11 protein-coding genes are annotated in these 11,990 nt (G+C 70.6%); 2 read left to right on the forward strand and 9 right to left on the reverse strand.

What is annotated here, in order from left to right; genetic code table 11:
• Positions 1-370: 370 nt before the first annotated feature.
• Together ACFC1K_RS18665 and tyrS are read right to left on the reverse strand one after the other, a co-directional pair.
• Entirely contained in the window at positions 371-1,192 is an 822-nt protein-coding gene (locus tag ACFC1K_RS18665; RefSeq protein ID WP_375872762.1) for a DUF4184 family protein, read from the reverse strand.
• A gap of 45 nt (positions 1,193-1,237) precedes the next feature.
• Positions 1,238-2,539: a tyrosine--tRNA ligase gene (tyrS, locus tag ACFC1K_RS18670; protein WP_311294512.1), complete on the reverse strand. Its 1,302-nt coding sequence runs from the start codon at positions 2,537-2,539 to the stop codon at positions 1,238-1,240.
• Between the two features lie 201 nt (positions 2,540-2,740).
• Here tyrS and ACFC1K_RS18675 point away from each other — a divergent pair, with 201 nt between their 5' ends.
• Together ACFC1K_RS18675 and ACFC1K_RS18680 are read left to right on the forward strand one after the other, a co-directional pair.
• Entirely contained in the window at positions 2,741-3,340 is a 600-nt protein-coding gene (locus tag ACFC1K_RS18675; protein WP_310289974.1) for a winged helix-turn-helix domain-containing protein, read from the forward strand.
• A gap of 4 nt (positions 3,341-3,344) precedes the next feature.
• Positions 3,345-3,941, forward strand: a complete 597-nt coding sequence (locus ACFC1K_RS18680) for a hypothetical protein (RefSeq protein ID WP_310289971.1) — start codon at positions 3,345-3,347, stop codon at positions 3,939-3,941.
• A gap of 25 nt (positions 3,942-3,966) precedes the next feature.
• Here ACFC1K_RS18680 and argH read toward each other — a convergent pair whose 3' ends face one another.
• From argH to argC, 7 genes are read right to left on the reverse strand one after another with little or no spacing between them, the layout of a single operon-like run.
• Positions 3,967-5,400 (reverse strand): argininosuccinate lyase, encoded by a 1,434-nt coding sequence (argH, locus tag ACFC1K_RS18685; RefSeq protein ID WP_375872763.1) that lies wholly within the window; start codon positions 5,398-5,400, stop codon positions 3,967-3,969.
• 43 nt (positions 5,401-5,443) lie between these two features.
• Entirely contained in the window at positions 5,444-6,553 is a 1,110-nt protein-coding gene (locus tag ACFC1K_RS18690; RefSeq protein WP_375872764.1) for a heparan-alpha-glucosaminide N-acetyltransferase domain-containing protein, read from the reverse strand.
• 49 nt (positions 6,554-6,602) lie between these two features.
• Entirely contained in the window at positions 6,603-7,526 is a 924-nt protein-coding gene (gene argF / locus ACFC1K_RS18695; protein ID WP_310289963.1) for an ornithine carbamoyltransferase, read from the reverse strand.
• Positions 7,523-8,737 (reverse strand): acetylornithine transaminase, encoded by a 1,215-nt coding sequence (locus tag ACFC1K_RS18700; RefSeq protein ID WP_375872765.1) that lies wholly within the window; start codon positions 8,735-8,737, stop codon positions 7,523-7,525. The genes argF and ACFC1K_RS18700 overlap by 4 nt, the downstream gene beginning before the upstream one ends.
• Positions 8,734-9,633: an acetylglutamate kinase gene (argB, locus tag ACFC1K_RS18705; RefSeq protein ID WP_310289958.1), complete on the reverse strand. Its 900-nt coding sequence runs from the start codon at positions 9,631-9,633 to the stop codon at positions 8,734-8,736. The genes ACFC1K_RS18700 and argB overlap by 4 nt, the downstream gene beginning before the upstream one ends.
• On the reverse strand, positions 9,630-10,787 hold the full coding sequence (argJ, locus tag ACFC1K_RS18710) for a bifunctional glutamate N-acetyltransferase/amino-acid acetyltransferase ArgJ (RefSeq protein ID WP_375872766.1): 1,158 nt from the start codon (positions 10,785-10,787) through the stop codon (positions 9,630-9,632). The genes argB and argJ overlap by 4 nt, the downstream gene beginning before the upstream one ends.
• Positions 10,784-11,857, reverse strand: coding sequence for an N-acetyl-gamma-glutamyl-phosphate reductase (gene argC, locus ACFC1K_RS18715; protein WP_375872767.1), 1,074 nt, complete (start codon positions 11,855-11,857; stop codon positions 10,784-10,786). The genes argJ and argC overlap by 4 nt, the downstream gene beginning before the upstream one ends.
• Positions 11,858-11,990: the final 133 nt, after the last annotated feature.

An 11,990-nucleotide genomic window follows, 5' to 3' on the forward strand; every position in this document is an offset into this window, starting at 1 on the left:
TTGACAAGTGCACGCTGTTGAGTTCTCAAAGATCGGACGCACCCACGCTCCGGCTTCACAACCATCACCGCAGGGCAACTTCACTATCTTATCCCGCCCGACCCGTCTGTCAAACCGACACGCCGTGATCTTCAGATCATCTGGCTCGTCGGTGACCGCGGTCTCCGAGGCAGGAACCCCATCCTCGACCCGCATGCGGGACGCTCGAACGAGCGTGTAAGGAAGGGGGTTGGTTCTCCACTTGAGGGGGGTAAGGCTCTCGGCCTCTCCGCTTCCCTGTGGGGCGAACAAGTAATACTTTACGTGCGTCCCGGTGTCTCGTCGAATCGGGGTCGCGCCCCGGGCGTGTCGCATGCCCGCACCCGCGGAATCACGCGGGAATCGTCACTCCCGCGGTGCGGCGCCGGAGTACCTGCACCACAACGCACAGCGCGATGGTGATCGCGCCCCACACCGCGCACGCCGGCGGAAGCACGCGATAGCCCAGGTGGGCGACGGTGAACTCCGCGTCGAGCGGGCCGAAGACGGCGAGTCCCCACACCCACATCGCCAGCAGCATCACCGGCAGCGACACCCACCACGCCCAGCGAACCCAAGAGGGGATCACACGCGCAGCGGGTGCCTCGGGGTCCCGGCGCACCAGCCACACCAGCATCCAGATCCCGATGATCGCCAGTCCGATCGCGCTCGAGCCGTGCTGCAGCCACTTGTAACCCGGGAGCGGTCCCCACTCGGACTCCAGTGCGGGGATCGCGGTCATCCCCCATCGCCCCTCATGGGTGAACAGGTCCCACACGATGTGGCTCATGACACCGAGCGCCAGTGAGAGGACGAGCAGCAGCATCCCGCTCCACGACACCCGCGCGGGTGATCCCGAGATCGCGAGCGTCTCCCGGAGGGCCGGGCCGGCGCCGGCGTCCCACTCCCCCGGCAGCCGCGCCGCCAGCCACCGCGGCGAGAGCTCGCGGACTGCCGGCCGCAGCAGCACACGCCAGACCAGGAGCAGCCCGAATGCCAGCATGATCGTGGCCGGCAGCCACCCGAACGCATGCGTGACGCCGTAGTGCAGCGGCAGTCCGCGGACGAACAGCGGCAGGTCCGGCGCCATCGCGCCGATCGCGATCGCCGCCGGCACCAGTGGGGTGCGCACGAACGGCAGCGCGACGACGGCGTGACTGGGGGTGAACGGCATCCGTCAGCCGCCCATCCGCAGAGCCACGCCGCTCGTCACCGCGCGTCAGCCGACGAACACGCCCGCGAGCGTCTTCTTGCCGCGCCGCAGCACCGAGACTCCGCCGGGCAGGGCGCCGGACACGGTCGCCGACTCGTCCTCGACCTTGGAGCCGTCGAGCGAGACACCGCCCTGGGCGATCGCCCGCCGGCCCTCCGACAGGCTCGAGACGAGGCCGGTGTCGACGAGCGCCTGCACCACGTTCGTCCCCGAGGCGACGGTGGCGTTGGGCAGCTCTTCGAGCGCGTGACGCAGTGTGATCGCGTCGAGCGCGGCGAGGTCGCCCTGGCCGAACAAGGCCTCGGAGGCGGCGATGACGGCGGCCGCAGCATCCGTCCCGTGCACGAAAGCCGTGACCTCGAGAGCCAGGCGCTTCTGCGCGGCGCGGCGGAACGGCTCGTCGGCGACCAGGCGCTCGTAGTCCTCGATCTCGGCGCGCGTGAGGAACGTGAAGATCTTGAGCCGCTGGATCACATCGGCGTCGTCGGTGTTCAGCCAGAACTGGTACATGCGGTACGGGCTGCACATCGCGGCGTCGAGCCAGATCGCGTTGCCCTCGCTCTTGCCGAACTTCGTTCCGTCGCTGTTGGTGATCAGCGGGGTGCCGATCGCGTGCACCGACACGCCCTCGACGCGGTGGATGAGGTCGGTGCCGCTGGTGAGGTTGCCCCACTGGTCGCTGCCGCCGGTCTGCAGCACGCAGCCGTACTGACGGTAGAGCTCGAGGAAGTCCATCCCCTGCAGGATTTGGTAGCTGAACTCGGTGTAGCTGATGCCGGCCTCGGAGTTCAGGCGCGCCGCGACGGCGTCCTTCTTGAGCATCGTGCCGACGCGGTAGTGCTTGCCGATCTCGCGCAGGAAGTCGATCGCGCTCATCGGCGCGGTCCAGTCCAGGTTGTTCACGATGCGTGCGGCGTTGTCGCCCTCGAAGCTCAGGAATCGCTCGACCTGCGAGCGCAGGTAGCCGACCCACTCGGCCACCGTCTCGCGTGTGTTGAGCGTGCGCTCGGCGGAGGGACGCGGATCGCCCACGAGTCCGGTCGAGCCGCCGACGAGTCCGAGCGGCTTGTGGCCCGCGAGCTGCAGGCGGCGCATCGTCAGAAGCTGCACGAGGTTTCCGAGGTGCAGACTCGGCGCGGTCGGGTCGAAGCCGCAGTAATACGTGATCGGGTCCCCGGCGAGAAGGGCGCGCAGCGCCTCCTGATCGGTGGACACATGCACGAGCCCACGCCACACGATCTCGTCCCACACGTTCTCGAACGTCGGGTCGATCGCAGGCGCAGTCGCGCTCACGACGGTTTCAGACACGCCCGCCAGGCTATCAGCGACGGATGCCTCGCCCCGCCCGCGCACGGTCGGCGCGGCGGTCCGCCCGCCTGACGGGAGACACACATCAGTGTTCGAGCTTCTGGGCTAAATACCGAGCATATTTAGCCTACAGGCTTGTGTTACTGAGGCCCTCAACCTAAACTTGGTCTCACTTAAGCTCTCACGCATAAGGAACGCCCCATGTTTGTGATCACCAGCGACCAGCGCGACAGCCGGAGCAGCGCAGACCTCGTACCTGCGGCTCTGGCATCCGTCCACGCGAAGGGACACCAGGGCCTCGCGCTGGCTCCGGAGCGGACCGCGGGCGACGAGGTCCAGGTCGCGGTGGCCGACGCTGCAGCGCTGCTCGAGATCGTGCTCGACCTGACCCGCTCAGGTACATGGAGCGTCGGGGTCGGCGCCGGCGAGGTCGAATCACCGCTGCCCGACAGCGTCCGGGCCGCGCGCGGCGAGGCCTTCGTGAACGCGCGCGATGCGGTCGACCGCGCGAAGAAGGCCGCCACCCGCGTCGCGATCACCGCGCCGGAGGGCGGGGCCGACGCCGAGGCGCTCGTGCGACTGCTGGTCGAGCTGCGCGATCGACGCACCGCCGAGGGGTGGGAGATCTACGACCTGCTCGCCGAGGGGATCACGCAGCGCGAAGCCGCCGCGCGCCTGGGCATCTCGGAGGGCGCGGTCAGCCTGCGCGTGAAGTCGGCGGGGCTTCGGACCGAGGAGGCAGCGGTGCCCGCGCTCGTCCGCGTGCTCGCGCGGCTGAGTCCGGGGCCCGTGCCAGACTGACGCCATGGTCTCCCCGGACGTGATCCTCGTCGCCGCGCTCACGATCTTCCTGTTCCTCGCGCTCTGCGGCGCACTCGTGCTGGTGGTGATCAGCCTCCGCAAGCCCTCGACCATCCCGCTGGTGGTCGCGGGCGTGCTCGTCGTCCTGTGCCTGCTCGCGGTGACGGTGTCCCCCGTCAACGTGCCGCTGCTCCTCGGGCTGGGCATCGCCATGCTCGGCACCGCCCTCGGAGTACTGGGCGGCAACCCGATCACGCGGCGCATCCTCGAGATCGCGAGCCACGGGCGCGTCGAGGAAGGCGACAACGGAGGCATCCTCCTGCGCGCGCCGTCGCTGCCGGGAGCCGTCGCCGGCGAGGGCGCCGTCCGCGAGGTGATGCGCGGCGGCACGACGATCGGCTATCTCGAGCGTCTCGCGGTGACGCTCGGGATCGTCGCCGGATTCCCCGAGGCGATCGCCGTGGTGGTGGCGCTCAAGGGCATCGGCCGGTTCTCGGAGCTCGCGACAGCCGAGGCGCGCGAGCGCTTCATCATCGGCACGCTCTCGAGCCTCGTGTGGGCGTGCGTCGTCGCGGCCTTGGTGCGCCTCGCCATCTGGTGATCGCGAGGGCTTTCGCTGCTGAGGCTCAGAGTCCGAGGGCGTGTGCCGCGTCCTGGACGCGCTGGACCAGCTCGGCCCGCTGCTCGGCGACCCGGACGGGCGCCGTGCCGCCGACGCCGGTGCGGCTCGCGACCGAGCCCTCCACGCTCAGCACCTCGCGGACCTCGGGCGTGAGGTGCTCGGAGACGCCGGCGAGCTGAGCGTCGGAGACCTCGTGCAGCTCGAGGCCGTTCTCCTCGCACACGCGGACCAGGTGCCCCGAGATCTCGTGAGCGTCGCGGAACGGGACGCCCCGCTTCACGAGCCACTCGGCGACGTCGGTCGCGAGCGAGAACCCCTGCGGAGCGAGCGCCGCCATGCGGTCGGTGTGGAAGCGCATGGTCGCGACCATGCCGGCGAATGCGGGCAGCACCGTCTCGAGGGTGCGGACGGAGTCGAACACCGGCTCCTTGTCCTCCTGCAGGTCGCGGTTGTACGCGAGCGGGAGGGCCTTGAGGGTCGCGAGCAGTCCGCTGAGGTTGCCGATGAGGCGGCCCGCCTTGCCGCGTGCCAGCTCGGCGATGTCGGGGTTCTTCTTCTGCGGCATGATGCTCGAGCCGGTCGAGTAGCCGTCGTCGAGGGTCACGAAGCCGAACTCGCGCGTGTTCCAGAGGATGATCTCCTCGGCGAAGCGCGAGACGTCGATCCCGATCATGGCCGTGATGAACGCGAACTCGGCGACCACGTCGCGCGAGGACGTGCCGTCGAGCGAGTTCTCCGCCGGACGGTCGAGCCCGAGCTCGCGTGCGACGAGCTGCGGGTCGAGGCCGAGCGTCGAGCCGGCGAGCGCTCCGCCGCCGTACGGCGACACCGCCGCGCGGGCCGACCAGTCGCGCAGGCGCTCGAGGTCGCGCACCAGCGGCCACGCGTGGGCCTGCAGGTGGTGCGCGAGGAGCACGGGCTGTGCGTGCTGCAGGTGGGTACGGCCCGGCATGATCGCCTCGGGGTGGGCGTCGGCCTGGGCCACGAGCGCGTCGACGAGGCGGAGGATCTCGCGCGCGATCGTGCGCGAGTGGTCGAGCAGATACATCCGCACGAGCGTCGCGATCTGGTCGTTGCGGCTGCGACCGGCGCGCAGCTTTCCGCCGAGCTCGGCACCGACGACGCCGATCAGCGCCTGCTCGAGAGCGCCGTGGACGTCTTCATCGGATGCCGCGGGCCGAAGGGTCCCGTCGGTCACGCCCCGTGCGAGCTCATCGAGGCCCTCGTGCATGGACTGCTCTTCGTCGGCCGTGAGATACCCGGCCGCGGCGAGCGCCTTCGCGTGGGCGTGGGAGCCGGCGATGTCGTACAGCGCGAGATCCCAGTCGAAGTGGGTCGATCGACTCAGCTCGGCGAGCGCCGGGGACGGCCCCGATGCGAAGCGGGCCCCCCACAGTGCGCCTTCGTTGGTCCCGCCGTCGCCCTTCGATTCACTCACCCGACCAGCCTACCGACGCGCCGCCCGCCCGACCGCCGCCATGTCATCGTCTCCGATCGGCGGGAACGGCGAAGCGCGCGGCCGAATCGAGCAGCGTCTCGAGCGGGCCGCGGCCGACGAGGAGCGCCCACGCGGTGCACAGGAGGACGGTGCCGATGGAGAGCGGCCAGAAGGGCAGCAGCGCGCGGAAGCCGATGAGGTCGCCGACCCGGTCGAGCACCGCGGCGGCGACGGCGGCCCACACCAGGAGCTGCAGCGTGTACGCGGTCAGCGGCATCGCTCCGACGGCCCGCAGCGGCAGCACCACCCACACGAGGAAGGTGCGGCACGCGAGCAGGCACACCCCGAGGACCGCGAGCGCGAAGCCGCCGGAGCCGATCACCTCGAGCAGACCGGTGGAGTGCGGGCGAACGGTCCAGAGCGCTCCGAGATACGTCGCTGCTTCGGCCTCGGGGTCTGCGCCGGTCGCGGCACCGAGCCCATAGCCGACCGCGGCGAGCAGCGTTCCGACGACGACGAGCCGCAAATGCACCCGCAGCCGGGTCACGCCCGCGCGCGCGACGCCGAGGCCGGCCACGACGAACACGATCCAGGTCGTGAACGGGTAGTGCCACCCGAGTCCGAGCGACACCGGGCCCCCGATCGAGGTGCTCCAGAACGGGAGCGCGTCGAGGACGACCTGGACGAACGGCATGACCAGTGCCAGCCCCGCGGCGAGCGGCAGCAGCACACGCGCCGGCAGGGACGTCAGCGGCAGCGCCAGCAGGAACATCAGCGCATAAGCCGGAAGGATCACGAACACGGGCACGCCGGTGGCGATGAGCAGGATGCCGAGCACCCAGAGCAGTCCCGCCCGGACGGCGAGCCGCCCGCGCGCCGTGCTCATCGCGTTGCCCGTGAGCGGCGCCCGCGCTCCGGTGACCAGGCCGATCGACACCCCGGCGAGCGTCGCGAACAGGATCGACGACCGGCCCGAGACGACGGCGACCCAGGTATCGGGCTCGAGCACGTCGAACGGCTCGGTGATCCAGAGCAGGTGCGCGGCGAACATGCCGAGCACCGCGAGACCGCGCGCGAGATCGACCCCGCCGATGCGAGCGGGACCGTTCAGGCGCTCCCAGCGCGTGGCGAGCCAGCCGTCGGCGCGCGGCACGGAGCGCTCGGTGTCACTCAGCTCCCGCCCGCTCACCGACCGGGCGCTCTCAGCCCTGGCGGAGGAGCCAGACGAGCAGTGCCTTCTGTGCGTGGAGCCGGTTCTCGGCCTCGTCCCACACGACGCTCTGCGGACCGTCGATCACCTCGGCGTCGACCTCGTAGCCGCGGTCGGCAGGCAGGCAGTGGATGAAGATCGCGTCGTCCTTCGCGAGCCCCATGAGCTCCTGGGTCACCTTGTACCCGCCGAGGTCGCGGAGGCGCTCGAGCTTCTCCTCCTCCTTGCCCATCGACACCCACGTGTCGGTGACGATGACGTCGGCACCGGCCGCCGCCTCGTTGGCGTCGGTGTAGAGGGTGACCGAGCCGCCGGTCTCGGCCGCGCGGCGGTCGGCGTCGGCGATCACGTCGTCGCGCGGGGCGTACGCCTCGGGTGACGCGACGCGCACATGCATGCCGGCGGTCACGCCGGCCAGCACGTACGAGTGGGCCATGTTCGACTTGCCGTCGCCGAAGAACGAGAGGGTGAGCCCGGCCAGGTCGCCCTTGTGCTCCTTGATGGTGAGCAGGTCGGCGAGCAGCTGGCACGGGTGGAAGTCGTCGCTCAACGCGTTGACGACCGGCACACGTGTGCCCTCGGCCATCTGCTCGAGGCCGGCCTGCGCGTACGTGCGCCACACGATGGCCGCCACCTGGCGCTCGAGCACGCGGGCCGTGTCGGCAGGGGTCTCCTTGCCGCCGAGCTGGCTGTTCGCGGTCGAGATGATGAGCGGCGAGCCGCCGAGGTCGGCGATGCCGACCGCGAACGAGACGCGCGTGCGGGTCGACGACTTGTCGAAGATGACGGCGACGGTCTGCGGACCCTCGAGGGGCTTGAGCTTCCAGCGGTCCTTCTTGAGCGAGACCGCGAGGTCGAGGATCTCGTCCTGCTCGGCCTGCGTCAGATCGTCGTCGCGCAGCAGGTGGCGGGTCATGCGGGAACCTCCGTGGGGGTGTCGAGCACGAGCGCATCCTCGACGGTACGGAGCGTCGCGGTGAAGAGCTCGACGAACTCGTCGATCTCGACGTCGCCGATCGTGAGGGCGGGGACGAGGCGGATGGTCTCGTCGTTCGGGGCGTTGATCACGAGACCGTGCTCCTGCGCGGCGGCCACGAGGGCCTTCGAGACGGGATGCGCCAGCCCGATGCCGATCAGCAGGCCCGAGCCGCGGCATCCGTCGATCAGATCCGAGTCGATGCCCTCGATCGCCGCGCGCAGCTGGGCACCGCGCTCCGCAGCGTTGCGCACCAGCTCCGCCCGCTCGATCTCGCCGAGCACGGCGCCGGCGACCGCGGTGCCGAGCGCGTTGCCGCCGAACGTCGAGCCGTGCGTGCCCGGGTAGAACAGCTCGCTCGCGGCGCCGAAGGTGATGAGCGCGCCGATCGGGAAGCCCCCGCCGATGCCCTTGGCGACGGTGATCGCGTCGGGGGTGATGCCCTCGTGCTGGAAGGCGAACCACTCCCCCGTGCGACCGGCGCCGGTCTGGATCTCATCGATGATGAGGAGCGCCCCGTGGCGTTCGGTGATCTCGCGCGCGGCGGCGAGGTAGCCCTCGGGCAGCGGGATCACGCCGGCCTCGCCCTTGACGGGCTCGACGAACAGGGCGGCCACGCGGTCGTCGATCGCCGCCTCGAGCGCCTCGACCGTCGAGTCGATGAACTCGACGCCCGGCGTCATCGGCAGGAAGGGCTCCTGCATGTACGGCTTGCCGGTGAGGGCGAGCGTGCCCATCGTGCGGCCGTGGAACGCGTCCGTGAGCGCGAGGATGCGCGGGCGCTCGGTGCCGCCGTGGAGGCGGGCGAGTTTGAACGCCGCCTCGTTCGCCTCGGCGCCGGAGTTGCCGAAGTACACGCGACCCTCGTCGCCGGTGCCGGCGAGACGCTTCAGCGTGGCCGCGAGTTCGAGCTGCGGCGGGGTCGCGAAGTAGTTCGAGACGTGCGCCAGCGTCGCGGCCTGCGTGGCGATCGCGTCGACGAACACCGGGTGGGCGTGGCCCAGCGAGTCGACCGCGATCCCCGCAAGGAAGTCGAGGTAGCGCTTGCCGTCGGCGTCCCACAAGTACGAGCCCTCGCCCCGCACGAACATCTGCATGCGAGCACCGAAGCTCTTCACGAGGTCGCGCCCCGCATCGTCCTGCCACGTCATCCGAGCACCACCTCTGTTCCGATTCCCTTGCTGGTGAAGATCTCCACGAGTACCGAGTGCGGCACCCGCCCGTCGATGATGGCCGCGGTCTCGACGCCGCCCTCGACCGCCTCCAGGCACGCCGCCATCTTCGGGATCATGCCCGACTCGAGCGTCGGCAGCATCGCCTTCAGCTCCGTCGAGGTCAGGTGCGACACGAGCGAGTCGCGGTTGGGCCAGTCGGCATAGAGCCCCGCGACGTCGGTGAGCACCACGAGCTTCGCCGCACCGAGTGCGACGGCGAGAGCGGATGCTGCAGCATCCGCGTTCACGTTCAGCGAGTGTCCCGGGTGGTCGAGGTCGGGGGCGATGCTCGAGACGACGGGGATGCGCCCCGCCTCGATCTGATCGAGCACCGGCTGCGGATCGACCTCGACGACGTCGCCGACGCGCCCCAGGTCGTGCTCGACGCCCTCGATGACGACGCCGCGGCGACGGCCGCCGAAGAGGCCCGCATCTTCGCCGCTGAGGCCGGTCGCGACCGGGCCGTGCGCGTTGATCTTCGACACGAGCTGCGGGTTGATCTGACCGGTGAGCACCATGCGCACCACCGAGATCGCCTCTGTCGAGGTGACGCGGTAGCCGCCCTTGAACTCGCTCGGGATCGCGAGGCGGTCGAGCATCGATGAGATCTGCGGGCCGCCGCCGTGCACCACGACGGGCTTGACCCCGACGTAGCGGAGGTAGGCGATGTCGGCGGCGAAGGCGTCCTGCAGCTCCTCGCTCACCATCGCGTTGCCGCCGTACTTCACGACGACAATCTGGTCGCGGAAGCGCTTGAGCCACGGCAGCGACTCGATGAGGGTCACCGCCCGGGCGCTGGCTTCGCCGGGATCGGTCTCTTGCAGGTCGGTCATGAGGAGTACGCGCTGTTCTCGTGGACGTAGTCGTGGGTGAGGTCGTTCGTGAGGATCGTCGCCGTCGCCGCGCCGACCTTCAGGTCGATCACGAGGTGCGTCGCGCGCGGCGTCAGGTCGACCGCCTCGCGCGGCGCGTCGGGACCGCCGGCGCTGCACACGCGCACGCCGTTCATCCACACGTCGACGTCATACGGGTCGAACGCGGCCTCGGTCGTGCCGATCGCGGCGAGCACACGACCCCAGTTCGGGTCGTTGCCGAAGATCGCCGCCTTGAACAGGTTGTTGCGCGCGACCGACCGGCCGACCTCGACCGCGTCCTCCTCGGACGCGGCGCCTGCGACCTCGATCGTGATGTCGTGGCTCGCGCCCTCGGCGTCGCCCTGCAGCTGCTGTGCGAGGTCCTGGCAGACCTCGGCGAGCGCCGCGGCGAACGCGTCCGGGTCGGGGGTGACACCGGAGGCACCGCTCACCATCAGGGTGACCTGGTCGTTCGTCGACATGCAGCCGTCCGAGTCGAGCCGGTCGAAGGTGCGGCCGGTGGCGGCGCGCAGCGCCGCGTCGGCCTGTGCCGAGTCCAGCACGGCGTCGGTCGTGATCACCACGAGCATCGTGGCGAGGCCGGGTGCCAGCATCCCGGCGCCCTTCGCCATGCCGCCGATGGCCCAGCCGTCGCCGGTCGCGACCGCACGCTTCGGCTTCGAATCCGTCGTCATGATGGCGAGGGATGCTGCCTCCCCGCCGTCGGCGGAGAGCTCAGCGATGCCCTGCTCGGTGCCGGCGAGCACCTTAGCGCGGAACACCTCGTCGCCGGTGCCGATGAGCCCCGTGGAGCACACGAGGATGTCGCCGGCGCTCACATCGAGCAGCTCGGCGGCCTTCTCGGCCGTCTGGTGGGTCGTCTGGAAGCCGAAGGACCCCGTGAAGCAGTTCGCCCCGCCGGAGTTGAGGACGATCGCCTCGACCACGCCGTCGCGGATGACCTCCTGCGACCACATGATCGGGTTCGCCTTCGCCCGGTTGCTCGTGAACACCGCGGCGCCGACCTTCAGCGGGCCTCGGTTGACGACGACCGCCACATCGGGCTTGCCGGTCGACTTGAGGCCGACGGCGACGCCTGCCGCCTCGAATCCCTGGGGCGCGGTGACGCTCACGGCGCGACTCCGTTCACGGTGAGCGCGGTGCCCTCGGCGAGCCCCAGCGCGATGTTCATGGACTGCACGGCGGCTCCGGCCGTGCCCTTGACGAGGTTGTCGACCGCCGTGACGACCGTCACGCGGTTCGCGGCACGGTCGATGGCGAGGCCCATCAGCGCGGTGTTCGCACCCAGGACGTCGGCCGTGCGGGGGAAGTGGCCCGCCGGCAGCAGCTGTACGAACGTCTCGTCGCCGTATGCGGACTCCCACGCGGCGCGGATCTCCTCGTCCGTCGCGCCCGGCGCGATCGGCGCCGTCGACGTCGCGAGGATCCCCCGCGACATCGGCACCAGGACCGGGGTGAACGAGATGCGGATGCCTTCGTCGGCGGTGGCGCCGGGGGCGGCGCCCGAAGCGCGCGCCGCGGCGAGCGCCTGGCGGATCTCGGGGATGTGCCGATGCGATCCGCCTACCGCGTAGGGGTTCGCCGACCCCAGGATCTCGGCGGCGAGCAGGTTCGTCTTCAGGCTCTTCCCGGCACCCGAAGGACCGACGGCGAGCACCGTCACGATGTCGGACGGATCGATGACACCCGCGGCCACGCCCGGCGCGAGGCTCAGGCTCACGGTGGAGGCGTTGCAGCCGGGTGCCGCGATGCGGGACGCTCCGACCAGCCGCTCGCGCTGCTTCGAACCCGCCACCGGAAGCTCGGGGACGCCGTAGACCCAGGGGTCGTGGAAGTCGCCGCCGTAGAAGCGATCCCAGTCGGCGACCGACTCGAGCCGGTGATCGGCGCCGGCGTCGATGACCAGCGGCGTGTCGCCGAGGGCGTCGGTGTACTGCCCGGACTGGCCGTGCGGCAACGCCAGGAAGACGATGTCGTGACCGGCGAGCACCTCGGGCGAGGTCGCGGCGAGGGTCAGGTGCGCGAGGGAGCGCAGGTGGGGCTGGTGCTGGATGAGCGGCTGTCCCGCGTTGGAGTGCGCGGTCACGGTGCGGATCTCGACGTCGGGATGCGCGGCGAGGATCCGCAGGATCTCGCCGCCCGCATAGCCGGATGCGCCGGAGACGGCGACCGAATATGTCATGGATTCCACCTTAGAGTCTGGGCGCTTCGACGAAGCTCAGCAGAGGGCCGGAGACGGCGACGCCCACTCGCGACGGTCCATGACAGGACGGCGTGCGGGGTCGCCTAGAGTCGGCGCTCGCCCAGACGGCGTC

This window comes from Microbacterium sp. NPDC056057 (genome assembly GCF_042266945.1).
Taxonomy (GTDB): domain Bacteria; phylum Actinomycetota; class Actinomycetes; order Actinomycetales; family Microbacteriaceae; genus Microbacterium; species Microbacterium trichothecenolyticum_C.

What these genes read in the sequence shown, in the direction of transcription:
- ACFC1K_RS18665 (WP_375872762.1), bottom strand. Translation starts at nt 1,192, where the DNA reads ATGCCGTTCACCCCCAGTCACGCCGTCGTCGCGCTGCCGTTCGTGCGC.
- ACFC1K_RS18675 (WP_310289974.1), top strand. Translation starts at nt 2,741, where the DNA reads ATGTTTGTGATCACCAGCGACCAGCGCGACAGCCGGAGCAGCGCAGAC.
- ACFC1K_RS18680 (WP_310289971.1), top strand. Translation starts at nt 3,345, where the DNA reads ATGGTCTCCCCGGACGTGATCCTCGTCGCCGCGCTCACGATCTTCCTG.
- argF (WP_310289963.1), bottom strand. Translation starts at nt 7,526, where the DNA reads ATGACCCGCCACCTGCTGCGCGACGACGATCTGACGCAGGCCGAGCAG.
- ACFC1K_RS18700 (WP_375872765.1), bottom strand. Translation starts at nt 8,737, where the DNA reads ATGACGTGGCAGGACGATGCGGGGCGCGACCTCGTGAAGAGCTTCGGT.
- argB (WP_310289958.1), bottom strand. Translation starts at nt 9,633, where the DNA reads ATGACCGACCTGCAAGAGACCGATCCCGGCGAAGCCAGCGCCCGGGCG.
- argC (WP_375872767.1), bottom strand. Translation starts at nt 11,857, where the DNA reads ATGACATATTCGGTCGCCGTCTCCGGCGCATCCGGCTATGCGGGCGGC.